The 23,794-nt window shown below is 69.6% G+C and carries 23 protein-coding genes and 1 pseudogene; 15 read left to right on the top strand and 9 right to left on the bottom strand.

Annotated features, from left to right (window positions below; genetic code table 11):
- The first annotated feature begins 140 nt into the window (after nt 1-140).
- Both pabB and N1031_RS06305 read left to right on the top strand, forming a co-directional pair.
- Complete coding sequence (gene pabB, locus N1031_RS06310) at nt 141-1,469, top strand: aminodeoxychorismate synthase component I (RefSeq protein WP_259478757.1); 1,329 nt, start codon at nt 141-143, stop codon at nt 1,467-1,469.
- On the top strand, nt 1,453-2,784 hold the full coding sequence (locus N1031_RS06305; RefSeq protein WP_259478756.1) for a bifunctional folylpolyglutamate synthase/dihydrofolate synthase: 1,332 nt from the start codon (nt 1,453-1,455) through the stop codon (nt 2,782-2,784). Before pabB ends, N1031_RS06305 begins: the two co-directional genes overlap by 17 nt.
- On the opposite strand, the gene N1031_RS06300 is transcribed toward N1031_RS06305, so the two are convergent.
- From N1031_RS06300 to hpaD, 4 genes and pseudogenes are all read right to left on the bottom strand, one after another.
- Nucleotides 2,778-3,581 carry an HpcH/HpaI aldolase family protein gene (locus N1031_RS06300; RefSeq protein ID WP_259478755.1) on the bottom strand — a complete coding sequence of 268 codons (804 nt, stop codon included), beginning with the start codon at nt 3,579-3,581 and terminating at the stop codon, nt 2,778-2,780. The two genes, N1031_RS06305 and N1031_RS06300, sit on opposite strands and share 7 nt — an antisense overlap.
- Nucleotides 3,566-4,369 carry a 2-oxo-hept-4-ene-1,7-dioate hydratase gene (hpaH, locus tag N1031_RS06295; protein WP_259478754.1) on the bottom strand — a complete coding sequence of 268 codons (804 nt, stop codon included), beginning with the start codon at nt 4,367-4,369 and terminating at the stop codon, nt 3,566-3,568. Before hpaH ends, N1031_RS06300 begins: the two co-directional genes overlap by 16 nt.
- A pseudogene (locus N1031_RS06290) lies at nt 4,366-5,073 on the bottom strand (RraA family protein); the annotation flags it as partial. The pseudogene N1031_RS06290 and the gene hpaH, both read right to left, overlap by 4 nt.
- A gap of 1 nt (nt 5,074) precedes the next feature.
- Entirely contained in the window at nt 5,075-6,070 is a 996-nt protein-coding gene (gene hpaD, locus N1031_RS06285; protein ID WP_259478753.1) for a 3,4-dihydroxyphenylacetate 2,3-dioxygenase, read from the bottom strand.
- A gap of 125 nt (nt 6,071-6,195) precedes the next feature.
- Between hpaD and N1031_RS06280 the strand changes: the two genes are divergently transcribed.
- On the top strand, nt 6,196-7,116 hold the full coding sequence (locus tag N1031_RS06280; RefSeq protein WP_259478752.1) for a LysR family transcriptional regulator: 921 nt from the start codon (nt 6,196-6,198) through the stop codon (nt 7,114-7,116).
- A 79-nt stretch (nt 7,117-7,195) separates the two neighbouring features.
- Nucleotides 7,196-7,882, top strand: coding sequence for a GntR family transcriptional regulator (locus N1031_RS06275; RefSeq protein ID WP_259478751.1), 687 nt, complete (start codon nt 7,196-7,198; stop codon nt 7,880-7,882).
- On the opposite strand, the gene N1031_RS06270 is transcribed toward N1031_RS06275, so the two are convergent.
- The 5 genes from N1031_RS06270 to N1031_RS06250 all read right to left on the bottom strand — a co-directional run bounded on the left by N1031_RS06270 (nt 7,825) and on the right by N1031_RS06250 (nt 14,179).
- Nucleotides 7,825-9,183: a DUF3500 domain-containing protein gene (locus N1031_RS06270; protein ID WP_259478750.1), complete on the bottom strand. Its 1,359-nt coding sequence runs from the start codon at nt 9,181-9,183 to the stop codon at nt 7,825-7,827. The two genes, N1031_RS06275 and N1031_RS06270, sit on opposite strands and share 58 nt — an antisense overlap.
- Before the next feature lie 13 nt (nt 9,184-9,196).
- On the bottom strand, nt 9,197-10,246 hold the full coding sequence (locus N1031_RS06265; RefSeq protein ID WP_259478749.1) for an amidohydrolase family protein: 1,050 nt from the start codon (nt 10,244-10,246) through the stop codon (nt 9,197-9,199).
- Nucleotides 10,247-10,272: 26 nt separating this feature from the next.
- Nucleotides 10,273-11,871, bottom strand: coding sequence for a sugar ABC transporter ATP-binding protein (locus tag N1031_RS06260; RefSeq protein ID WP_259478748.1), 1,599 nt, complete (start codon nt 11,869-11,871; stop codon nt 10,273-10,275).
- On the bottom strand, nt 11,868-13,058 hold the full coding sequence (locus N1031_RS06255; RefSeq protein WP_259478747.1) for a sugar ABC transporter substrate-binding protein: 1,191 nt from the start codon (nt 13,056-13,058) through the stop codon (nt 11,868-11,870). The genes N1031_RS06260 and N1031_RS06255 overlap by 4 nt, the downstream gene beginning before the upstream one ends.
- 68 nt (nt 13,059-13,126) lie before the next feature.
- On the bottom strand, nt 13,127-14,179 hold the full coding sequence (locus N1031_RS06250) for an ABC transporter permease (RefSeq protein ID WP_259478746.1): 1,053 nt from the start codon (nt 14,177-14,179) through the stop codon (nt 13,127-13,129).
- A 328-nt stretch (nt 14,180-14,507) separates the two neighbouring features.
- Between N1031_RS06250 and N1031_RS06245 the strand changes: the two genes are divergently transcribed.
- The 11 genes from N1031_RS06245 (at nt 14,508) to N1031_RS06195 (ending at nt 23,786) form a co-directional block, all read left to right on the top strand.
- Nucleotides 14,508-15,260 (top strand): dienelactone hydrolase family protein, encoded by a 753-nt coding sequence (locus tag N1031_RS06245; protein ID WP_259478745.1) that lies wholly within the window; start codon nt 14,508-14,510, stop codon nt 15,258-15,260.
- Entirely contained in the window at nt 15,253-16,536 is a 1,284-nt protein-coding gene (locus tag N1031_RS06240; RefSeq protein ID WP_259478744.1) for an FAD-dependent monooxygenase, read from the top strand. Before N1031_RS06245 ends, N1031_RS06240 begins: the two co-directional genes overlap by 8 nt.
- On the top strand, nt 16,536-16,985 hold the full coding sequence (locus N1031_RS06235; protein ID WP_259478743.1) for a YybH family protein: 450 nt from the start codon (nt 16,536-16,538) through the stop codon (nt 16,983-16,985). The genes N1031_RS06240 and N1031_RS06235 overlap by 1 nt, the downstream gene beginning before the upstream one ends.
- Entirely contained in the window at nt 16,982-17,842 is an 861-nt protein-coding gene (locus N1031_RS06230; protein WP_259478742.1) for a fumarylacetoacetate hydrolase family protein, read from the top strand. The genes N1031_RS06235 and N1031_RS06230 overlap by 4 nt, the downstream gene beginning before the upstream one ends.
- The gene (locus N1031_RS06225; RefSeq protein ID WP_259478741.1) at nt 17,839-18,270 is read left to right on the top strand and encodes a RidA family protein; all 432 of its coding nucleotides are present in this window, start codon (nt 17,839-17,841) and stop codon (nt 18,268-18,270) included. Before N1031_RS06230 ends, N1031_RS06225 begins: the two co-directional genes overlap by 4 nt.
- Before the next feature lie 17 nt (nt 18,271-18,287).
- Nucleotides 18,288-19,469: a Bcr/CflA family efflux MFS transporter gene (locus N1031_RS06220; protein WP_259478740.1), complete on the top strand. Its 1,182-nt coding sequence runs from the start codon at nt 18,288-18,290 to the stop codon at nt 19,467-19,469.
- Nucleotides 19,470-19,537: 68 nt separating this feature from the next.
- Complete coding sequence (locus tag N1031_RS06215; RefSeq protein ID WP_259478739.1) at nt 19,538-20,893, top strand: hypothetical protein; 1,356 nt, start codon at nt 19,538-19,540, stop codon at nt 20,891-20,893.
- A gap of 45 nt (nt 20,894-20,938) precedes the next feature.
- The gene (locus N1031_RS06210; protein ID WP_259478738.1) at nt 20,939-22,096 is read left to right on the top strand and encodes an NAD-dependent formate dehydrogenase; all 1,158 of its coding nucleotides are present in this window, start codon (nt 20,939-20,941) and stop codon (nt 22,094-22,096) included.
- Between the two features lie 144 nt (nt 22,097-22,240).
- On the top strand, nt 22,241-22,630 hold the full coding sequence (locus N1031_RS06205) for a hypothetical protein (RefSeq protein WP_259478737.1): 390 nt from the start codon (nt 22,241-22,243) through the stop codon (nt 22,628-22,630).
- A gap of 158 nt (nt 22,631-22,788) precedes the next feature.
- On the top strand, nt 22,789-23,397 hold the full coding sequence (locus N1031_RS06200; protein ID WP_259478736.1) for a nucleotidyltransferase domain-containing protein: 609 nt from the start codon (nt 22,789-22,791) through the stop codon (nt 23,395-23,397).
- Nucleotides 23,394-23,786: a hypothetical protein gene (locus tag N1031_RS06195; protein ID WP_259478735.1), complete on the top strand. Its 393-nt coding sequence runs from the start codon at nt 23,394-23,396 to the stop codon at nt 23,784-23,786. The genes N1031_RS06200 and N1031_RS06195 overlap by 4 nt, the downstream gene beginning before the upstream one ends.
- Nucleotides 23,787-23,794: the final 8 nt, after the last annotated feature.

The raw sequence follows: 23,794 nt of genomic DNA, 5'->3' as shown, positions 1-23,794 counted from the left end.
GGTCGGTCCGCCACCACGGTCGTCCTCCGCGGTGAGTTGATGACAATAGTAGACATGATTATAGATTGCAGACATCTGTGATTTCGACGCCGACATGCGAGCGGGAACTGACGCTCTGGGTCGACCCGGAGGTGGCGTTCGTGCGCCTCTTCGGGGCGTCGGAGCACGCCTTCTGGCTCGATGCCGGACCGGGAACCGACCGCGGCACCTCCTCGCTCGGCGACGCGGGAGGCGAGGAGAGAGTGGTCGCGGTCCTCTCGGTGCCCGGTGGCGGCAGTGTACTCGTGCATCCGGAGCCGGGGCGGGAGACGCCGCTCGGGGAGTCGCCGATCGACGTGGTCTCGAGGGCGGACGACCCTCCCGCCCTCGGCTGGGTGGGGTGGTTCGGCTACGAGACCGCGGCCCGACACATGGGGGCCCCTCTCGCCGAGTCGCAGCGGGCCGATTCGGCGATGCTGCCGGTCGCGCGGCGCGTCGACTTCGACCATAGCGCGCGCACCGTCCGGCTCTCCGCCCGAGCCGGCCCCGAGGCGGAGGCGTGGATGCGCCGCACCGAGGAGGAGTTGCGGGCCCTGGTGGGCAGGGCTCCGGACGAGCCGGCGCCCGCGCCGAGGAGGCGACCGGTCGAGCCCCGGCACACCGTCGAGCAGTACCGGCGGCTGATCGAACGCTGTCAGGCCTCGATCACCGCGGGTGACGCCTACCAGCTCTGCCTCACCAACCGCTTCGAGACCACCACCGACGAGGCTCCACTCGCGGTGTACCGGCGGTTGAGGAGGCTCAACCCCTCGTCGCTCGGCGGGTTCATCAGAGCCGGCGAGCACGCGCTGCTCAGCAGTTCACCGGAGACTTTTCTCGAGCTCGACCGGGACCGGCTCGTGACGACCCGGCCGATCAAGGGCACGCGTCCACGAGGGCGGACCGCGGACGAAGACGACCGCCTCGCCCGTGAGGTGAAGGACGACCCGAAGGAGCGTGCCGAGAACCTCATGATCGTCGATCTCATGCGCAACGACCTCTCGCGGGTGTGCGAGCTGGGCTCGGTGGCGGTGACCTCGCTCTTCGACGTGGAGGCGCATCCGAACGTGTTCCAGCTCGTGAGCACGGTGACCGGGAGACTGCGGGAGGACTGCGGACTGGGGGAGCTGCTGACCGCGGCCTTTCCCGCCGGCTCGATGACCGGTGCGCCCAAGCGCGCGGCCATGTCGATTCTGCACGAGCTCGAGGGAGGGCCGCGTGGGGCCTACGCGGGCGCCTTCGGATCGATCTCGGCCGACGGAACCGCCCAACTCGCCATGACGATCAGGAGCATCGTGATGCGCGGCGACCGAGCGAGCATCGGGAGCGGCGGCGGCATCACCGCACTGTCCAGGCCCGATGCCGAGATCGACGAGACCCATACCAAGATCGCGCCGCTGCTGGCGGCACTCGGCACCACGATCGGAGACGCTGATGCGCACCACCGCTGACACCGTGGCGGAAGCCCTCTACGACCGCACGGGTGAGGCGGCGCCCGAGCCCCGGCTCGATGCGACCAGGCGGGTGCTCGACCTGCTCGGCCGGCCCGACGACGCCTTCCGCTTCATCCACGTCACGGGTACCAACGGCAAGACCAGCACCAGCCGGATGTCGGCCGCATTGCTCCGCGCGCACGGGCAGCGCACAGGACTGTTCACGAGTCCTCACCTGGTGCGGTTCGCCGAGCGCATCGATCTCGGCGGGCGGCCGATCGACGACGCCGTGCTGGAGCGGGTCTACGACGAGGTGGCAGGGGCGCTCGCCGTGGTCGACGCCGAGCTGCTCGGGGACGGCCGGCGCCGGGTGACGTTCTTCGAGGCGCTCACCGCGGTGGCCTACACCGCATTCGCGAGAGACGGACTCGACACGGCCGTCGTCGAGGTGGGCATGGGGGGCAGCTGGGACTCCACGAACGTCGCCGACGGCAGCGTGGCGGTGTTCACCCCGATCGCGCTCGACCACGTCGCGCAGCTGGGGTCGACCGTGGGAGAGATCGCTGCGACCAAGGCGGGCATCATCAAACGGGAGGCCGTCGCGGTGACCGCACCGCAGCCCGAGGAGGCGATGCGCGAGCTGCGACGCGCAGCCCGCGCCCGGGGAGTTCCGTTGCGGCGGGCGGGGCGCGACTTCACCGTGACCAGCCACGCGACCACCGACAGCACCCTCACGATCGACCTGACCGGGCCGTTCGGGGCGGTGACGGATGCGCGGCTCGGCCTCGCAGGGCGGCATCAGGCGATGAACGCCGCGGTCGCCGTGACGGCGGTCGACGCCTTCCTCGGCACTGGCCGGCTCGACCCCGACGCCGTGCGTGCGGCTCTCGCCGCCGCCGACTCGCCCGGGAGGCTGCAGATCGTGTCACGCACCCCGCTCGTGGTGCTCGACGCCGCGCACAATCCCGCCGGCGCGCAGAGTCTCGCCGCCGCCCTCGCCGAGTGTTTCACGGGAAAGCGGTTCGGCTTCGTGCTCTCGGTGCTCGACGACAAGGATGCACGGGGAATCGTGCGGGCGCTGGCCGGCGTCGCGGGGGCGTTCTTCGCCACCGCGTCGGCTTCGGAGCGGGCGATCGCGGCGGAGGAGCTCGCCCGGCTGGTGGCCGAGGAGGCGCCCGGTATCGGCGTGCGTGCCTATGAACGGCCCCGGGCGGCCGTCGACGCGGCGACGGCGTGGGCGAGCGGCAGCGGGAGCCGCGGTGTGGCTGTGACGGGGTCGATCACGCTGATCGGTGAGTTCGCGGGCGATGCGGACGAGCCGGGCGGTCAGTAGGACGGCCGGTCTCCAGGGAGCGTGACGTCGCCGAACTCGGCGGCCAGGGCCTCGGTCGCCCTGGCGAGGATCGCGACGTCGGCTCCGACCAGCACGAAGCGCGCACCTGACTCGAGGTAGGCGCGCGCGGCCGCGGGATCGAAGGCGTTGACGCCCGCGGGCTTGCCCGCGGCGATCACCGCGTCGAAACCGCGCAGGACCGCGGCGACGACCTCCGGATGCGTCTGCCGGCCGAGCAGGCCCATCGAGGCGGCGAGGTCGGAGGGGCCGAAGAAGACGCCGTCGACGCCCTCCACGGCGGCGATCCCGGCGGCGTCGTCGACGCCGCCGGCCGTCTCGATCTGCACGAACAGAGACACGTGCCGGTGGGCGTCGGCGAGGTAGTCGTCGACCCGGTTCCAGCGGGCCGAGCGGGCCAGGGCGCTGCCGACCCCGCGCGTCCCGAGCGGCGGATAGCGCACCGCGCGCACGAGCGCGGCCGCCTGCTCGGCGGAGGAGACCATGGGCACGAGGAGGTTCTGGGCACCGAGGTCGAGCACCTGCTTGAGCTGCACCGGGTCACCCGAGGGCACGCGCACGACGGGGGTGACCGGGTAGGCGGCCACGGCCTGCAGCTGGGCCAAGGTCGAGGCGAGATCGTTCGGCCCGTGCTCCTGGTCGATGAGCAGCCAGTCGGTGCCCGACCCCGCCACGATCTCGGCCACCAGCGGGCTGCCCGAGCACACCCAGATGCCCGCGAGCGGTCGTGCCGAGCCGGCGAGCACCTCGCTGAACGGCGGAGTCAGACGAAGCGGCATGAGACGGTCCCCAGCTCGTGGTAGTCGGCGAGCACGGTGTCGCCCCGCTCCACCCAGACCGGGCGGGTGAACGATCCGGCCAGCACGATCTCGCCGGCCTCGAGCCGGTCGTCGTGCTGGGCGAGCTTGCGGGCGAGCCAGGCGACACCGGTGGCGGGATGGTTGAGCACCGCCGCGGCGACTCCGCTCTCCTCGATCTGCTCGTTGCGGTGGAGGAGGGCGGCGATCCAGCGCAGGTCGACAGCGTCGACCGCCACCGGCGTTCCGCCGTGCACCAGTCCGCCGTAGGCGGCGTTGTCGCTGATGGTGTCGACGATCGTGCGGCCGGCGAGCTCGATGCGCGACGACAGGATCTCGAGGGCCGGCACCACGTACTCGGTGGCCCTCAGAACGTCGAAGATCGTGACCCCCGGGCCCTCGAGCGATTCGCCCAGCACGAACGCGACCTCGACCTCGATGCGCACGTTCGAGAAGCGGGCGTGCTCGATCGCTGAGCCGTCGGCGAAGACGGTGTCGGCGAACACGGCTCCGTAGTCGGGCTCTGTGATGCCGGTCGCCTGCTGCATGGCCTTCGAGGTGAGACCGATCTTGCGGCCCACCGGCCGTCGCCCGGCGGCCGTGCCGCGGCGGCGCCACTCGTTCTGCACGGCGTAGGCGTCGTCGACCGTCATGCCGGGGTGCCGAGCCGTGAGCAGGGGCACGGTCGTGCGCTCACGTTCGGCGGAGGCGAGCTCATCGGCGATCGCGGCGACGCCAGCCTCGGAGAGGGTGCGATCCGCCCGGTTCATCGCGGGGTCTCCCGCTCGGCGTGGCCGGCGTTGTACAGCGCCCGCCACTCCGGCCCCAGGGGGAACAGACCGTCGAGCGCGGCCCCCTGGGCGACCCGCTCCGCGATCCAGGCGTCCTCGTCCTCTTGCGCGAGCGCCGCATCCGCGACCTCCTCGGCGAGGCGGGGCGGGATGACCACGACCCCGTCACCGTCTCCCACCAGCACGTCGCCCGGCTGCACCGCGGCACCTCCGCATCCGATGGTCACCCCGGCCTCCCAGGGCACGTGGCGATGGCCGAGCACCTGGGGGTGGGCACCGCTCGAGAACACCGGGATGCCGACGGCGGCCACGGCCGCGTAGTCGCGCACACCGCCGTCGGTGACGATGCCCGCCGCTCCCCGGGCGTGCGCCCTGAGGGCCAGGATGTCGCCGAGCGTCGCCGAACCGGCCTCGCCCCTGGCCTCGATGACGATCACCTCGCCCTCGCCCACCTCGTCGAAGGCGCGCTTCTGGGCGTTGTGTCCGGTGCCGTGGAGGGCGAAGAGGTCTTCGCGGAGTGGGATGAAGCGCAGAGTGGCCGCGGTGCCGACGAGCTTCGCGCCCGGGTGCATCGGCACGAGGCCGTCGATCGTGGTGCGGGTCAGTCCGCGCTTGCGCAACTGGGCGGAGAGACCCGCGGTCGGCGCCGCTTCGAGCTTGGCGCGCAGCGTGGGGGAGAGGGGCTCAGTGCACACCGAGGAACTCCTCCAGTGTGGCGGGCGTCGCGTGCAGCAGCGGTTCGTGGAGCCCCTCGCCCGGGAACTCGCTCGCCTCGAAGAACCAGCGTCGGGAAGCGGGCATGCCCCACAGCTGCGCGCGCTGCGGGTTGCTCACGTCCCAGCGGATCGGCACGTCTTCGAGATCGATGAACTGGTAGTGCGTCGTGAACAGCTCCACGCGGTGCTGATCGGGGTCGCGCAGGTAGAGGAAGAGGGCGTTGCTGATGCCGTGCCGGCCCGGGCCGCGGTCGATCTCCTGGCCGAAGCCCAGCGCCCCGGCCACGTCGGCGGCGTGCAGCAGCGACGAGGCGTCGGGGACGGTGTAGGCGAAGTGGTGCAGCCGCGGGCCGTGCCCGTTGGTGAACACGAGGTCGTGGGTGTTGCCCTTGACCTCCATCCAGCTGCCCCAGAGCTCGTCAGTGCCATCCTTCGCGGTGTATTCCGACATGCGCATGCCGAGCCCGGTCCAGAAGTCGGTCGCGGTCTGCACGTCGTAGGTCACCACCTGGTAGTGGTCGAGGCGCTGGGGCGACCCGGAGACGAACTCGTCGAAGTTCTGCATCTTGCGGGGCACGAGATCCATCGACGACGTGATCTCCAGGTGGGTGCCCACGGGGTCGCGGAACTGCAGGGTGGGGCCCTGGTGGGGCTTCTCGACCCGGCGGTGCTCGAGGCCGATCGAGGCGAAGTGCCTTTCGGCGGCCACGACGTCGGCGTCGGTGCGCACCCGGAATCCCACGCGAAGGGCCTTCGCCTCGTCGCCTCGCTCGAGCACGAGACTGTGGTGCGCGGCCTCCTCCAGGCCGCGCAGGTACACCGCGTCGTCGGTCTCCTCGGTGACGACGAGCCCCACCACGTCGCGGTAGAAGTCGCGGCTGGCGGCGAGATCGGTCACTGAGAGCGACACGTGGCTCGCCCGGGTGAGCGTGAAGGGGGGATCGAAGTTCGTGGTCGGCAACATCGGCGGCTCCTGATCGTTCGGTGACGTGACCGAGCCTGACAGTCACGGCCGGCCGGCAGAACTACCGAGTTCCTCTATTCGCCATAGGCTGTGGCTATGGAGAGCGGTTGGCTATGCTCTGATTTGTGGAGCTGAGACACCTCAGGTATTTCAACACCGTGGTCGAGGCGGGGTCGTTCACCGCCGCCGCGGGGCTGCTGCACGTGTCGCAGCCACCGCTCAGCGTCGCCATCGCGCAGCTCGAGGCCGAACTCGGCGTGCAACTGCTCGTGCGCACCCCTCGCGGCGTCGAACCGACGAGCGCCGGGCGCTACCTCCTCGACGCCGCCTCGCGGGTGCTGGGCGAGGTCGACGACATCGCGCAGACGATCGGGCGCTTCGGTTCGGGCGCTGCGGGCGCGCTGACGATCGCGGCGGTGCCGGCGTTGATGTGGCACCGGGTGCCGTGGCTGCTGCGCGCCTATGCCCGAGACCTGCCCGGGGTCGAGCTCCGGGTCGTCGATCCCCCGCCGTGGGCGGCGATCGAGCTGCTGCAGCAGCGCGGCGCAGACCTAGCAGCCATCCTGGTGGCCGACGCCGACCGCTTCGTGCAGCGTCACCGGTCGACGCTCGACATCGTCGACTGGGGCGCGGTTCCCCTCGTCGCCGCGCTCCCGCCCGATGAGACGACGGCGCCCTCACCTCTCCCGATCTCGTCGTTCGAGAGCCGCGAACTGGTCATCCCCCGTCGTACCTCGGCGGTGCCGAGCCTGCCCGAAGCGGTGGAGGCCGCTCTGGGGGAGAGCCGTGTGACCCCCTCGTCCTTCCGCACCGTGGAGACGATCCAGACGAGTGTGCCGCTGATCGAGGCGGGACTGGTGCGCGGGATCCTCCCCGACCCCGACGGCCGGAGCCTCGCCCGGTTCGATCTCGTGCTGCGGCGGCTCGAACCCGAACCCGAGCCGCTTCGGGCTCTCGTCCTGGCCCGGAAGGCCGGCTCGCGCGGCGCGGTGACCGAGAGGCTGCTCGACTGGATCTCGGCGCATCCGGTGCCTCCGGCGACCTGATCGAGCAGATCCTGTGCGATCACAGATAGGATCGGTGGGGACAACGCATCCACCGTCGGATAGCGGAAGGGAGGCGCCCATGGCCGGGAGCAAGGCCGAACAGGCCTACCAGATCCTGAAAGAACGGATCATGGACGGCACGTACGGGCCTGGTCGCCGGCTGGTGATCGACCAGCTCGGTCGCGAGTACAACATCAGCTCGATCCCCTGGCGGGAGTCCTTGCGCCGGCTCGAGGCCGAAGGCTGGGTCGACATCGTGCGACACTCCGGCGCCGTGGTGAAGAGCTTCGACACCGAGACGTGGCAGCGCACCATGCGTCTGCTGGCGCGCCTCGAGGGGCTCGCGACAGCGCTCTCGGGTGTACACCTCACCCCGGACGACCTGACGCTCGCCCGATCGCTCAACCGCGAGATGGGGGAGGCGCTGGCGAACTTCGATCCCGGTCGGTTCGGTGTGCTCAACCGCCGGTTCCACGCGGTGCTCTGTTCACGCTGCGACGACGAGCGGCTCAACGACCTCGTGTCGGCGGAATGGACCCGGCTCGAACTCGTGCGCCGATCGGCGTTCTGGTACGCACCCGGCCGCGCGCTCGCCTCGATCTCCGAGCACGACGCCATCCTCGACCTGATCGAGGGCGGCGCCGACCCCGAGCTCGTCGAGACGGCCGCGCGCCGGCACGACATCAACACCCTGGAGGCGGTGACCAGCTACGACGCGGAGCTGTCGGCGTCAGGAGAGACGGGCGCGGTCCACGCATCCGACTGACCGGCGGCACGCCGGCGCCACTCGGAGAGGTAGGCCTTGCCGTAGTCGTTGCCGTTCGGCAGCCGGAGCGTGGTGTGCACGTGGAACCGCGCCGGCAGGCGGTTGCTCAGCCACACGCCCGCGTGGTGGTCGAGCTCGGCCAACACGACGGGGCTCTGGATGCGGAAGTAGAAGGGCTGCGTGCCGTCGGTCGCGCCGTACCAGGAGAACCAGGTCTCATCGAGATGGGCTTCGACGTCGTGGAGCGTGGCCGACCTCTGCGACGAGGTGAGCAGCAGGAGGAAGTCCTGCACGATCGCGAGGAGCAGACTCTTCTGCGAGGCCGAGAACAGGCGCACGCTCGCGCCCTCGTAGGGCACGACGCGGTTGTCGCGGAATGCCCCGGCCACGTGACGCTCGTCGGCGGGATGCAGGCGGTCCTCGGGCATGGCGGGGTCGAGCACCGAGTCGTACACCACGGCGTGTGCTCGCTGGGACGGCGTGAACGACTCCGCCAGATCGAGCGCGAGTCGCTCCCGCGCCTCGAACAGCGGTGGCCTCTCACCGTCGGAGAGCGCCGGCTCTGCACCGAGAAAGACGGGCGCGACCACCTGACGGCCCCCCACGAAGACGACGTTGACAGCGACATGGTGACCGAACAGCTGCCAGCCCCACGGCTCGTCGGACGAGGGATCGCCGAACAGTGAGACCCAGTAACTGCGATCGTTCATGATCCGAGGCAGGTCGACGAGATCGCCGAGGAAGCCGTTCAGGGCCATCGCCTCGCGCACGCGGTCGTAGCCCTCCGGGCTCAGCGAACACCGAACCATCTCGAGCACGGCCTCCACCACCCTGTCCTCGAGCGCCTCGAGCCGGAGGCCCACCCGGTGAAAGACGAACTCGGGGTTGCTCCACGCCCGCCATTCCGGAGAATCGATGTCATGGCGGATGAGCTCGCGCTGACCGTCGGTGAGCAGTTCCAGGACCCGGCGTGCTGCCTCGACGGGCACGATGTCGTTCTGCGCGGGTTCGTCGGCCAGTCGGTAGAGACCCTCTCTGACCTGCCCGTCGATGGTGATGCCCACGAAGGGCTCGCGGTAGAGACCGTCCCAGTAGGCGAGGAGCTCCTGCAGGAACGGTGCGGTCTGCCGGTCGGCCGAGAACTCCTCGTAGTCCATCCCTCTGCTCCCGGCCAGCACCGGATCGTCGAGGTCGTAGAGGTGATCGCGGTAGCCGTCCGGGGGCAGCTCGATCGCCCCCGCCCGCCCGGTGACCCGGGCGGCGGAGAAGTAGCCGTCGATGTCGTCGTCGTGCGTGGTCATGGGTGCGCCCCGTTCAGATCGGCAGGTTGAACAGGCGCTTGGCGTTGCCGTAGAGCACGAGTTCACGATCGGCGTCGCTGATCTCGAGCTCGTTCTTCACGAACTCGACACCCTGACCCATCCAGCCGTAGAACACGGGGAACGACGACCCGAACAGGTAGTGGTCGGCGCCGTTGATCTTCAGCGCCGCCTCGACCTGGGTCTTGCCCCAGGAGTGCGGGTGGGTGAGGTCGAAGAAGAGGTTGTTCTCGAGGTAGCTCTTGATCTTGTCGCCCCCGGTCGGGTCGAGCCGCACCATCGCCTCCTTCTTGTTCGAGGCGTGGGGCGTGAGAAGCGCGGTCTGCGCGAACCAGTTGCCGCCGAGCATGGTGTGGATGAAGCGCAGGTTCGGCATGCGGTCGAACATGCCGCTGAACAGCTCGCGACCCACCGCGATGCCCTGGTCGATGATGCGCCCGTACTCCCGGCGCAGGTTCGTGTAGTCGACGACCGACTTCCACTCCACGGGCAGGGGCGTGTGATGCACGACCACAGGGATGTCGAGCTTCTCGATGACCTTGAGGTAGGGCTCGAAGGCCTCGTCGTCGAGGTAGAGCTGCCCGTAGTGGCAGGCCAGCTGCACGCCCACCGCGCCGAGGTCACCCACGCACCGCTCGAGCTCGTAGATGTTCTCTTTGCCGCCCCACGGAGGCACGCAGGCCGTGGCGAACAGCCGGCCGTTCGAGCGCTTCACGATGTCGTGGGCGTTGTCGTTGACCTCCTTGCAGGTGTCGAGCCTCAGCCACTCCTGCCAGACCGGTACCCGCATGATGCCGTAGTCGACCCCCGCCTCGTCCATCGCCGCGAGCTTCGACTCGACCGAGTAGTCGCCCTCGACGTAGTTGAGGTTCTGCGACCCGACGGGCTTCTCCAGGATGAGCTGCTTCTTGCCGTCCTCCATCGTGATGACCCGGGCGATCTCACCGAATCCGCGCGGAGCGGTGCTGAGGAAGCCGTCGAGCATCTTCTCGTTGGTGAAGAGGTCTTCGGGCAGGTGGTGGATGTTGATGTCGACGACGGTCATCGGTGTGTGTCTCTTTCCGTGAGTGATCAGTGGTTCGGAGTGTGCCGCAGGCGGGTGCGGGAGCCGTTGGAGTAGATGGCTTCGACGATGCCGTCGGGGGTGAGGTCACCGGAGAGCTCCTGGCGCACCGACCCCTCCCCGAAGACGATCACGCGGTCGCAGAGGAGGGCGAGCTCGTTCTCGTCGGAGCCGGCCACGAGCACGGCGCATCCGTTGCTCGCCGCCGAACGGATCGCGGCCACCAGGGTGTGCCGGGCGCCGACGTCGACGGCCTGGGTGGGCTCGTGCAGGATGAACAGGGCAGGGGAGGTGGCGAGCCACTTGGCGAGCAGCACCTTCTGCTGATTTCCGCCGCTGAACGTCTTCACGAGAGCCTTCGGTTGCCGGGGGCGCACGTCGAGCCGGTCCATCCACTCGCTCACGCGGGCGAGCTCGCCCGCTCGGTCGAGTCGGGAGAGCGGTCTCGTCGACCGGCTGCTTGCGGGGAACACCGCGTTCTCGGCGGCCGACAGGCTCATCGCCAGGCCGGCATGCTCCCGACCCTCGGGCACGAGCGCGATCCCGGCATCGATCGCCGTGGCGGGCGTAAGCCCGGGGACATCGAGACGCTGCCCGCCGAGATCGAGGGTGCCCGACTCGGCCGGTGTGACGCCCGAGAGGAGGTAGGGCACGTCGTCGTATCCCGAGCCGGCCAATCCGGTGAGGCCGAGCACCTCACCGGGCGCCACCGTCAGCGCGACGTCGCGCACGCCGAGCCCGGTCAGGCCCTCCACGGTCACGGCCGGAGCGTCGACGGTCGCGGTCCCGGGCGACCGGCGCTCCAGATCGATGAGGTTGCGGCCGAGCATCATGGCGGTGAGGGCGGCCTCGTTGAGACCCTCCACCTCGCGACCCGCCTCCACGACCCGGCCGTCGCGCAGCACGGTGACCCGGTCGGCAGCGTCGACGACCTCTTCGAGCCGGTGGGTGATCATGAGCACCGCCGTGCCGGTCGACACGATCTCGTCGAGGATCTGGAAGAAGTGCTCGAGCGAGCGGCGACCCAGCGACCGTGTCGACTCGTCGAAGATGATCAGGCCGCTGCCCGGCTCAGCGTCTTGCAGTGCACGGGCGATGGCGACCGTGGCTCTGTCCTCCTCGCGGAGCGAACCGACCTCGGCGTTCAGGGGGACCGACCGGCCCAGCCGCTGGAACACGGCCTCGGCCGCTGCCCGCTCCCGCTTCCAGTCGATGCGCCGGAGCAGCCGGCTCGCCTGAAGCCGGCCCACCCGCATGTTCTCGAGCACCGACCGGCCCTCGATCAGCCCCAGGCTCTGGTGCACCACGGCGACCCCGCGCTCGCGAGCCTCCCGCGGGCGGACCGGGAGTCTCAATCCGACGCCGTCGACCATCACGCGCGTGCCGGGATCGGGCTCGTAGAGCCCGGTGAGCACTTTCGCGAGCGTCGACTTGCCGGAGCCGTTCTGACCGATGAGGGCGTGGATCTCGCCCGGCCGCACGTCGATCGCCACATCGCGCAGCACCCTGTTGTTCGAGAAGGTCATGCAGAGCGACTCGACCTCCAGGCGCGGCACCGGGGGTGCGCCCGACTCGGGCCGCACCCCCGGCAGGGTCTCCGAGCTCACGCAACACCCCAGAGGGTGAGGAAATCGTCGGTGTAGCTGGTGGGGCCGAACCACTCGCCCGAGTTCTGGGCGTCTTCGGTGAGGTCGACGTCGCCCACGCTCTCGCGGGTGAACAGCCTGATCGGGATGACGTACTCCGGAAGCCCCAGTCCCAGTGTCAGGCGCATGGCGGCGTCGGCGTCGACCCAACCCTGGTAGGCGGTGGCTTGAGCGGCTGCGGCGTAGAGGAAGTTGTCGTTCGCGAGCGCCTGCAGGCTGCCCAGCTGCGCCGCCCCGGTCATCCCCTTCACCGAGTCTGCTCGGCCCGACTGCTGCACGCCGCTCTGGGTGGGCTGGAGGTACTGCTCGAACTGGGCCGCGACGTAGTCGATGTCGGGGTTCTGCAGCAACTGCGAGCTCGTCGACGACGGGATCAGCTGAAAGCTCGACACCGAGATCTCGTTGACGGTCACCGTGCAGTCGGGGCAGTCCTTGGCCAGCTCGGTCTTCGAGGCCTCGACGTAGGCCGCGGGCGACGGGCCGTCGGTGCTCTGGTTGATGAGCAGGTTCGCGGTGCCGTCGGAGTCGAGCGCGACCCACTGGGCGAGTGCGATCTGCATCGCGGTGCCGCCGCCCTCGATGTAGGCGAGGGTGTCGGATGCGGGGTGCGCCGCGTCGGGGACCTGGTTCTGGATGATGACGGGGATGCCCGCCGCCTGGGCGGCATCGAACGCGTTGCCGGCGAGACCGTAGGGGATGGCGTCGGCGATGATGGTGGCCGCGCCCGCCTCGGTCGCCTGAGTCACGCAGGCGCTGATGTCGGTGGGTGTTCCCTTGCCGTCGCACACCTGCAGCTTCATGCCGACCGCCTCGAGGCCGGCGCCGAGCCCCTCGAGTGCCACCGAGAACGAGGGCGCCTGCAGGGTGATGGGCACGTAGTAGACCGTTTTGCCCGCGAGGGAGGAGGCGTCGTCGATGGGGTCTGTGGGAACGGGGTAGGCGTCGAGAGGCTGCTGGGCCGCTGCGACGGTCTGCGCGAGCTCGGAGTCGCCGCCGGCGCTCGCCGCGGGAGTCGATGCGGAGCCGGTTCCCTCGGCCGTGCCGGAATCGCCCGAGCAGGCGGCGAGGGTGAGGGCGAGGGCGGCCAGGGCTCCGGTGAGGGCGAGCCCCCGTGACCGTCGGCCCCGGTGGGTTGATGCTGTGATCATTCTGGTTCTCCTTGTTGACAACGTCGGCAATCGGATGGAGGGGACAGGGGAAGAGTGACCCGGCGCGCTCAGCGTCGCGATCGGGCGTGGAGCACGGTGGAGATCGTGACGGCGACCACCAGCACGCCGCCGTAGAACACGCTCGACACCCACGAGGTGGCGCCGAGCAGCTGCAGCCCGAGCACACCCGTGGCGAGGAAGTAGACGGCGACGAGGGTTCCGAGCGGATTGAACCGGCCCGGGGAGAGGATCGCGGTGCCGAGGAAGGTGGCGGCGAAGATGGGGAGCAGGTAGCTCTGCGAGACGGCGGGGTCGAAACCGCCCGTCGCCGCGGCGGCGAACACCCCGCCGACCCCGGCGATGAGGCCGGCCACCGTGAAGGCGCCAATGCGCACGCGGGTGACGCGCACGCCCGCGAGCCGGCTCACCTCGCGGTTCTCGCCGACGAATCTTATGTTGCGGCCGAGCGGCGTGAACGCCAGCACGTAGGCGAAGCCGAGCATGAGCAGCACACCCAGATAGAAGCTGATCGGCAGGCCGAGCACGGGGAACAGCGCGATCTGGGCGAAGTATGCCGGGAGCCCGCTCACCGGCATGAGATTGCTGAGGAAGAGGGCGATGCCGAGCAGGAACGTGCCCATGCCCAGGGTCACCACGATCGTGTTGACACCGAGCCTCACCACCAGCAGTCCGTTGATCACCCCCACGAGCGTGGAGGTGGCGACGGCGACCACGGCGGCGACCCACACGTTCCAGCCGTGGGTGACGGTCAGCACCGTCACGAGGATGGCTGACAGGCCGAAGTTCGAGGCTACCGACATGTCGACGAACTCGCCGACGATGATCGTGCACAGGAGGGCGGCCGCGAGGAAGACGAGCGCCTGCTGGCTGCCGAAGATGGTGCGGAACGACCCGATCGTGAAGAAGGTCGAGGGCTCGAGCACCGCGAACAGGACGATCATGAGCAGCCAGACGCCGATCACGGCGAAACGGGCGCTGAACCATCCGAACGAGGCACCCCTCCCCGATCCCGGTTCCGTGGCGAGACCGACGGCGCCGGTGTAGGGGTCGGGCGTGGGGGCGGTCGAGGCCGTCGTGGTTGCGCTGGAAGGGCTGGTCATTCGGTCGTGCTCCCGATCCGTGCTGCGTGGGTGCCGCTGCACGGCTGTGTGCAACGGTTCGCACCGGCGGTCCGCATCGATGCGGTCGCCAGGTATCGTGTGCGAAATCATATGAGGATCGAGCCGGTTTAGATAGACCGATCGCACACGAAATTCGGCCAGCTCGTGAGAATAGGCTGATCAAAGACGCTTAAAGCAGTTTGTGTGAATCTCCGCCGTGTCAGAGCGGGTGGAAGGTTCGCATACGATTCACCTTGAAATCGTGTGCGATCATGCCTACGATCGCAGCACGCCTCATCGCAGAGCGCGTGCATCAGAAAGGTGACGCATGGCCAACCTGACCGCTCGAGACGTCGAGTACCACCACGACGACACCCGGATGCTCGGCTGGTTCGTCGCACCGGCCTCGTCGGCATCGCTTCCCTGCGTGGTGCTGCTGCACGACGCGTTCGGTCTCACCGACGAACTCATGGCGACCGCGGAGCGCCTGGCCACCCGGGGTCTCGCGGTGTTCGCGGCCGACGTCTGGGGCGGGCGCGCGAGACCGGAGACACCCGAGGAGATCGGGGCCTTCATCGGCGGGATGGCGGGAGACCGCGAAAGCTGGCTAGGCCGGATCGACGCGGCCCATCGGGCCGCCGGCGCGCAGCCCGAGGTCGACGCCTCCGCGCTCGCGAGCATGGGCTACTGCTTCGGGGGATCGTCGGCGCTGGAACACCTCCGCACAGGCGGGGTGGTACGGGGCGTGGTGAGCATCCACCCTGGTCTCGACCTGCTCGAGACCGGGTGGGACGAGCCCGTCGCCTCCGCGCGGGTGCTGCTGTGCGCCGGTGCGGACGACCCGATGGCCACGGCGCCGATGCGCGCCGGACTCGAGGCGTCGCTGACGGCGGCCGGCCTGGACTGGGAGCTCGATCTCTACGGCCACACCAAGCACGCCTTCACCAACCCCGCCTCCGATCTCTCACCGATGCGCGACGTCGTCGCCTACAACCCGCGCAGCGCCGAGCGCGCCTGGGCCTCGGCGACCTGCTTCCTCGACGACCTCTTCCCCCTCACCAAGGAGACCACCCATGCTTGACATCGCCATCATCGGAGCCGGACCCGCCGGGCTCGCCGCCGCGCTGCGGCTGCACCAGAAGGGCTTCCGCCCCACGATCTACGAGTCGGTGCAAGAACTGCGCCCGCTCGGTGTGGGCATCGACGTGAAGGTCTACGGTTCGAAGGAGCTCGACGAACTGGGGCTGCTCGACGAGTTCCGTGCGATCTCGGTCGATGCGCAGGAGTCGATCTTCTACAACAAGTACGGGCAGGAGATCTACGCCGAGCTCTGCGGCGCGCACATGGGCTACCTCTACGAGCAGCGCTTCGTGCACCGCGGATACCTGCAGATGCTGCTGCACCGCACGGTGATCGAGCGTCTCGGGGCCGATGCCGTCGTCACTGGCCGCCGGTTGCTCGGCTACACGCAGGACGCCGACGGGGTGACGCTCGACCTGCAGCACCGTGACGGCAGCTCGAGCTCGGTGCGCGCCGACCTGGTGGTCGCCGCCGACGGCATCAACTCCGTGGTGCGCCGTCAGATGCACCCGAAGAGCGCCGACCCGGTCTACTCCGGCATCACCATGTGGCGGGGCACCACGCTCATGAAGCCCTTCAAGACCGGCGGCACCATCCTGCACATCGGCGCCCCCCAGATCTCGAGCATGATCGTGTACCCGATCGCCGACGACTTCGAGGGAACGGGACTCACCCTGGTGAACTGGGTGGTGGAGGCCACCCGTGACGAGACGGTCGAGGACTGGAACCAGCTCGGCTCGGTCGACGAGATCATCCACCACTACGACGACACGCACCTCGACTTCCTCGACGTGCAGCAGATGCTGCGCGAGGCCCGCGAGGTATACCTCTTCCCGCTCATCCGTCACGATCCTCTGGAGACCTGGATCGACGGGCGGGTCGTCATGATCGGCGATGCCGCCCACGCCATGTACCCGCGCGGCGGCAACGGCGCGTGCCAGGCCATCGTCGACGGCGGCGTGCTCGCCGAGAAGCTCGCCACGATCGGCGACCTGGGGGAGGCGCTCGCCGCTTTCGAGGGCGAGCGGCTGAAGGCCGTCAACGGGATCGTGATGGCACACCGTGGTGAGGGTTACGAGGTGATCCGCCGGATGGTCGAAGAGCGCACGCAGGGCGAGCGGTTCGTCGACATCGAGGAGGTGCTGCCTCTCGCCGAGGCCGACGCGATCTTCAGCAAATACCACGCCCTCGTGGGGCAGCCGCGCCCCGGGCACGAGGCGGGCGAGGCGACCGGGTTCCGCACCTGGGAGCTCGTGGCGAGCGAGCCGACGGCCTGATGGCCACGGTGAGTCGGCCCGGACCCGAGGTCGAGAGGCAGCTGCTCGAGGTGGAGAGCCGCCGCATCCGGGCACTGATCGACGGTGACGTGGAAGCACTCGACCGCCTGTTCGACGAGCGGCTGGTGCACGTGCACGCTCCCGGGCTCACCCAGCGCAAGGAGCAGCTGCTCGAGCACGTCGCCCTGCGGCGGGCCTACCTCGAGATCACCCGAGGCGAACTGGACATCCGTGTCGTGGGCGACACCGCCGTGCTCACGGGCCCCATGCGCAACCGGCTGCGCACCGCCGAGGGTGGCGAACGCACCGTCGAGGGTGTCGTCACGCAGGTGCTCTACCGCGACGACGACGGCGAGTGGCACTATCTCTCCTTTCAGATGACACCGCGGGGAGAGCAGGCCTGGCCGGCGCTGCCCTCCGAGGCGGAGACGAGCGGGGTGCGTTCGTGAAGATCGCGCGCTACCGACGGGGCGACGGCCCGACCAGGCTGGGCCGGGTCGACGGCGACCATCTCGTCGACATCTCCTCGGTGCCCGGGGTGGGGGTTTCGCTCCGTGCGATCCTCCCCGAGCTCCCCGCACTCGCGCCGGCGATCCGTGCGGCGGAGGGGAACGCCGTCCCGCTGGCCGACGTGGTGCTCGAGGCGCCCGTCGACTCTCCGCAGAAGTATCTCGGCATCGGCATGAACTACAAGGAGCACGCCGAGGAGGCCCGGGCCGCCGGCATCCCGATCCCCACCAGCCAGCTGTGGTTCAACAAACAGGTCTCCTGCATCATCGGGCCGCACGGCGACATCGTGAAGCCCGCGATCTCGGATCAGCTCGACTACGAGATCGAGCTCGCCGTGGTGATCGGGCGCCCGTGCCGCCACGTCGCGGTGGAGGACGCCCGCTCGGTCATCGCCGGGTACCTCGTGGCCAACGACGTCTCGGTGCGCGACTGGCTGCAGAAGCGCTCGCCCACCTTCACCCTGGGCAAGTCGTTCGACACCCATGGGCCGCTCGGGCCGTGGCTCACCACCGACGATGAGATAGCCGACCCGCTCGACCTGCGCATGACGCTCTCGGTCAACGGCGACGTGCGCCAGGACTGGCGCACCGACGACATGATCTACGACGTCTACGAGCAGATCGCCTATCTCACCCAGGTGATGACCCTCCAGCCCGGCGACGTGCTCGCCACCGGAACGCCGGCCGGGATCGGGGCTCCGACGGGGCGCTTCCTCGCGGTGGGCGACGTGGTGCGGGCCGAGATCGAGGGGCTGGGCGCGATCGAGAATCGCGTCGTGGCCGAGGTGCGACCATGACGCGACGGAGCAGCATCGAGCTGGCGGGCTTCTCGCACGTGAACCCCGTACCCGCGGGCTCGCGCATCGGGCCGTTCCTCTTCTCCGGGGTGCTGACCGGGCGGGACCCGCACTCGGGGGAGCTGCCCGACTCGCTCGAGGAGCAGGTCGGCCACGTCTTCGGCCACGTGGCCGCGCTGCTGGCTGCGGCGGGCGGCTCGGTCGACGACATCGTCAAGATGACGTTCTGGGTGGTGCGTTACCGCGACCGTGAGGCGATCAACCGCTCCTGGATCGAGCTGTTCCCCGACGCGTCGAGCCGGCCCGCTCGCCAGGTGATGGCGGCCCAGCTCGACGGCGGATCCCTCATCCAGTGCGATCTGGTGGCGGTGCTCGCTGTGCCGGATTCCGGCACCGGGGCGGAGCGCGGCGCGGTCACCGACCCGTGACCGTCGGCGGATCCGGTGTGGGTGCCACCTCGTCGGCCCGCCTGGCCCGCATCCTCGTCGTGCTCGCTCTGCTCACCGCCGCCGCGCCGCTCTCGGTCGACATCTACACCCCTTCGTTGCCCCTGCTGCGCTCGGAGCTCGGTGGATCGGAGTCGCTCACCCAAGCCAGCGTGACCGCCTGCCTGCTCGGAGTGGCTGTCGGTCAGTCGATCTGGGGCCCCCTCAGCGATCGGAGCGGACGACGGTCCGTGGTGCTCGTCGGGGTCGCGGGCTGGACCCTGACCTCGGTTCTCAGCGCGTTCGCCGTCGACGCCGTGATGCTCCTCGTGGTGCGAGGTCTGGCGGGACTGTGCGGCGCGGCGGGGATCGTGGTGGCCAGGAGCATCGTGCGTGATCTGTCACCCGATGCGCCGAGTCTCGCGTCGCGCATCGGCGTGCTGTCGCTCGTCACCGCCGTGGCCCCCGTCGTCGCGCCCGTGACCGGGGCGGTCATCGCGCTCGCCTGGGGGTGGCGGGCCGACTTCGTGGTGCTGGCCGCCTTCGGGGCCGTCGTCACACTCGCGTTCGCCTCGATGGTGCCCGAGACGCTGCCACCCGCGCGGCGATCGCCGGCGACGAGTCTCCTCGGCGGGCTGTCGGTGGCCGCTCGCGACCGTCGTCTGCGGTGGATCGCCGTGGGTCTGGCTGCCCACTCCTTCGGGTTCTACGCCTACGTGGCCTCGGCCGCGTTCGTGGTGGAGGGCGAGTTCGGGCAGCCGCCGTGGGTCTTCGCGGTGGTCTTCGCCACCAATGCCGTAGCGATGCTGGCGGCCAACCTCGTCTTCAGGCGGCTCGTCCGAACCCGGCATCCGTCGTGGCCCCTCGGGGCAGGGCTGGCCCTCGCGGCGGTGAGCGGCGCAGCGATGGCGGTCGCGGCCGTGTCGCAGGCGCCGCAACCGGTTCTGTGGGGCACTTCACTCGCCTTCGCGGCCGCGACGGGATTCGTGCTGCCCGGGGCGCACAGCTGGGGCCAGCTCGCTCCCGTGCCGAGCGGTGCGGCCTCTGCCCTCGTCGGGTCGGCGCAGTTCTTCGGGGGAGCGCTCGGGTCTCCCGTGACCGGTCTGCTCGGCGCGGGTGCGGCGAACCTGGGAGTGGTGATCGCGATCAGTTCGTCGCTCGCGCTCTTTGCCTGGCTGGCCGCCCGACCGGAATCACTATGACAGAGAACTGTATACATATAAGGTGTATTCATATGCGCGATGATGCGCTTTCACAGGAGTGAGTCCCGATGGACGAAGCGAACCTGTTCCGGGACACGTACCTCGCCTTCAAGAAGGCCAGCTCGGGCCCGCTCGTGACCGAGCGGCCGCCGTTGTTCAGTCCTGCCGCAGCGGCTCAGGACGCCGGAACGGCCAAGACCGCCGTCGGGCGGTTCGGCCCGCAGTACCTGCCGCTGGAGTACAGCGACTGGGCCGAGGAGTCGATCGCCCACGTCACGAGCTGCTACATCGGTGACTGGAGCGGGCTGGCCAAGACCCGGGTGCGCGGACCTCAGGCGCGGGAATTCCTGAGCGGCCTCGGCATGAACGACCTGAGCCGCTTCGACATCGGTCAGATCAAGCACCACGTGCAGCTCGACCAGAACGCGTGGATCGCCTCGGAGGGCATTCTGCTGAGAACCGGTGACGACGAGTTCGTCTATACGGCGGGCAGCGGCGAGTGGCTCCTCTGGCAACTCGCCCAGGGCGACTGGGAGGTGGAAGCCGACGACATCAGCCCCGACTTTTTCGTGTTCGGTGTGCAGGGACCGCGATCGATCGCCGTGGTCGAGACCGTGACCGGGACGGGTCTGCGCGGGCTCGCGTTCAATCGCAGCGTGACGGCGAGCATCCTGCGTGCTCCGGTGCGCATCCTGAGAACCGGCATCTCCGGCGAGCTCGGCTACGAGGTGCACGGGCCGGTCGATCGCGCCGACGCGATCTGGGAGGCGATCGTGGCGGCCGGTGCCGCTCACGGCATCCGCCAGCTGGGGTTCCGGGCGCAGTCGGTGCAGCACATCGAAGCGGGCATCGCCACCAACGGGCTGGATTACATGCCTGCGTCGGCCATCACGCCGGGGGCGCCCTGGCAGTTCAAGCGCGGCTACCCGGGCGGCAGCTTCGTGACCACGGAGTTCGCCGACTACTTCCGCCGGCCGACCGAACTCGGATGGGGCGACCGTGGGGCGCTCGACCACGACTTCCTCGGCCGGGAGAGCCTGCTCGCCGAGCGGCGGGAGGGCGGGCCTGCCAGGGTGCTCGTGGGCCTGGAGTGGAATCGGGACGACGTGGCCGCGATCATGGGGGCGTACTTCGGCGACGGCGAGCTGCCCGAGCCGATGGAGCGGCCGAAGGTGCAGGGGCCCGTGTTCGACCGGGTGCTGCGCGATGGTGTCGATGTCGGGGTGTCGACGGGGCGCACCCTCAGTCTGGGGCTGCGCAAGACCATCTCGCTCGCGGTCGTCGACCGCGGGCTGGCAGGGGCCGGCGGGATGCTCGAGGTGGTGTGGGGCGCGCCGGGAACCGCACAACGCACCGTGCGCGTGACGGTCACGACGCTGCCGTTCAAACCGGATCGGCGGCGGATCGATGTTACAGACATCTGAAAACATGTAAGCTTCAATCGACAACTGCGACGAAGGAGTTCTGCGATGGCGAAAGTGCTGTGCGTGCTGTATCCCGACCCGGTCACCGGCTTCCCACCGGCCTACGCGCGGGACTCGATCCCGCTGATCGAGTCGTATCCGAACGGCCAGAGCCTGCCGAGTCCTCACGCGATCGACTTCACGCCCGGTGAACTGCTCGGCAGCGTGTCGGGTGAGTTGGGACTGAGGACGTTCCTCGAGGCCGCGGGGCACACCCTCGTGGTGACGAGCGACAAGGAGGGACCCGACAGCGAGTTCGAACGCGAGCTGCCCGACGCCGACGTCGTGATCTCGCAGCCGTTCTGGCCCGCTTACCTCACACCGGAGCGGCTGGCGAAGGCAGAGCGTCTCTCGCTCGCGATCACGGCGGGAATCGGCTCCGACCACGTCGACCTGGCGACCGCGATCGAGCGGGGCATCACCGTGGCGGAGGTGACCTACAGCAACAGCATCGGGGTGGCGGAGCACACGGTCATGCAGGTGCTGGCGCTCGTGCGCGACTACATCCCCCAGTACGAGATCGTGATCGGCGGGGGCTGGAACATCGCCGACGCGGTGTCGCGCTCCTACGACCTCGAAGGCATGGAGGTCGGCGTGTTCGCCGCCGGCCGCATCGGGCGCGCCGTGATCGAACGCCTCGCGCCGTTCGGGGTGAAGCTGCACTACAACGACCGGTACCGTCTGCCCGCCGACGTGGAGGAGCGGTACGGTCTCACCTTCCACGACGACATCCGCAGCCTGGTGAAAGAGGTCGACGTGCTCACCGTGCACGCGCCCCTCACCGAGGAGACCCGCGGCCTCATCGACGACGAGCTGCTCGCCTCCATGCGGCGGGGCTCGTACATCGTCAATCCTGCGCGCGGTGCGATCGCCGACCGCGACGCCGTCGTGCGGGCGCTCGAGAGCGGCCGGCTCGCAGGCTATGCGGGCGACGTGTGGGCTCCTCAGCCCGCTCCGGCCGACCATCCCTGGCGGTCGATGCCGCATCACGGCATGACCCCGCACACCTCCGGTACCTCGCTGGCCGGTCAGGCACGGTACGCGGCCGGGGTGCGCGAGATCCTGGAGTCGTGGTTCGCGGGGCGCGCCATCCGCCCCGAATACCTCATCGTCGAGGGCGGGGCGTACGCGGGAACCGGCGCGCACTCGTACCAGGCGAAGTAGGCAAGGTCTCCGCCCGGCCGTCGTCGGGTGGGTGGAACAGCCCCGCACCGGTTTCGGGCACGGAACGGTTAGGTACCTCCGTCGTCAACCGGTGCGGGGCGCTCGGGGGTGACAGCGGGCGCTCCTGGCGCTATCCTCCTCAGCATGGGGGAGGGACAGGACCGTTCGGGGATTCCGCGCCGCACGGTGGTGCAGGCGGCCTGGGCCGCGCCCGTCGTGCTGGCGGTGGCGGCCGCGCCCGCCGCGGCGGCGTCGACCACGGCGTCGGTCACGCTCGAGGTGCTGCTCGTCGGCGACGACCTCCAGTTCACGATCGACACCTACGTCTCGCCCGGGGTGCACCTCGGCGGCCCGTACACGGTCTGGTACAACGACGGCGGCGCCGAGTCGCCCCTGGTATCGGGCGACACCAGCCCGGCGGGCACCACGGTCACCTCCTACCCGGCGGCGTGGTTCTCCGCGGGCACCCTCTTCTGGGCCACCGCCACGGTCAACGGCGAGGCGGTCACCAGCCCGGTGGTGCCCCGCCCCTGAGCGGGCCATTCCGCGGTGAGGTTGTCTCTCTGAGTATCAAGTACTCAGGTGTCATCCCGTCGTCTCGGGTACACCATTCGGGCATGACGTCACGGCTTTCTTCTCCTCCGCAGCGCGCATACAATTGTACGCCTACGCGTATTTTTGTAGGAGGCAGGGTGGAGTTGCAATCGCCGTTCCGTGTGGTGACCGCGGGTGTCGACGGCGACGTGTTGGGCGCGCTCGCTCAGGCCGATGTCGAGCACACGGTCGCTGAAGTGCACGCACGAATCGGGCGGTCGACAGAAGGCGTGCGCAGATCTCTCGACCGACTGGCATCCCAAGGCATCGTGCAGCGGTTGCGCATCGGCAGGTCCACGGCCTATCGCCTCAACCGCGATCACCTGGCCGCTCCCGCTATCCTCGAGCTTGCAGAGCTCTCGGCCACGTTGATCGCACGGATCACCGAGTCCATGAGAGGGTGGGCTGCTCCACCCGTTTTCGCCGCGATCTTCGGGTCGACCGCGCGGCGCGACATGCGAACCGACAGCGACATCGATCTTCTGATGATCACCGATGACCCCACATCGGCTCTCTGGGAGGGCCAGGTCGGCGACTTGGCGGGGGCCGTCGAGCGATGGACGGGAAACGACGTCCGGCCCCTGGTGCTTTCGACCAGCGAGGCGACGGATGCGGCCGCCAAAGTTCCCGTGCTTCGCGAGGTGCTCGCCGAAGGCATCCCTGTCTACGGAGAACGGGCTGCCTTCCGGCGGCTCATCGGAGCATGACACCGCCGGTGCGCCCGGCCACACCGGCGGATGCGGCAGCACGGTTGAGAAAAGCACACGAATTCGCCGATGCGGCAGCGTTCCTCCGAGATCCGGCCAGCGGAGTGGTCGAGAGCGCCGACGCCTACGTCACTCTCGCCGTTCACGCGGGGATCGCTGCAGCCGATGCCATCTGCATCCGTCGCGGCGCCGGCTACAACGCCTCGGGCAATCACGAGGAATCGATCGGACTACTCGAGCGGGCAGATCCGAGTGCGGCGAAGCACCTTCGACGCCTGCTGGGCTTGAAGACCAAGGCCGGTTACGCCGCGGCTTCGGTGTCGGCTGCGGACGTGAGGCTTGCGTACACCGCCCATCTGGCGCTCGTGGAACGCGCGCAGACGATCTGAGGGGGAGC

It is taken from the genome of Herbiconiux moechotypicola, assembly GCF_024979255.1.
Taxonomy (GTDB): Bacteria; Actinomycetota; Actinomycetes; order Actinomycetales; family Microbacteriaceae; genus Herbiconiux; species Herbiconiux moechotypicola.
This window is presented reverse-complemented; position numbering and strand designations above follow the sequence as displayed.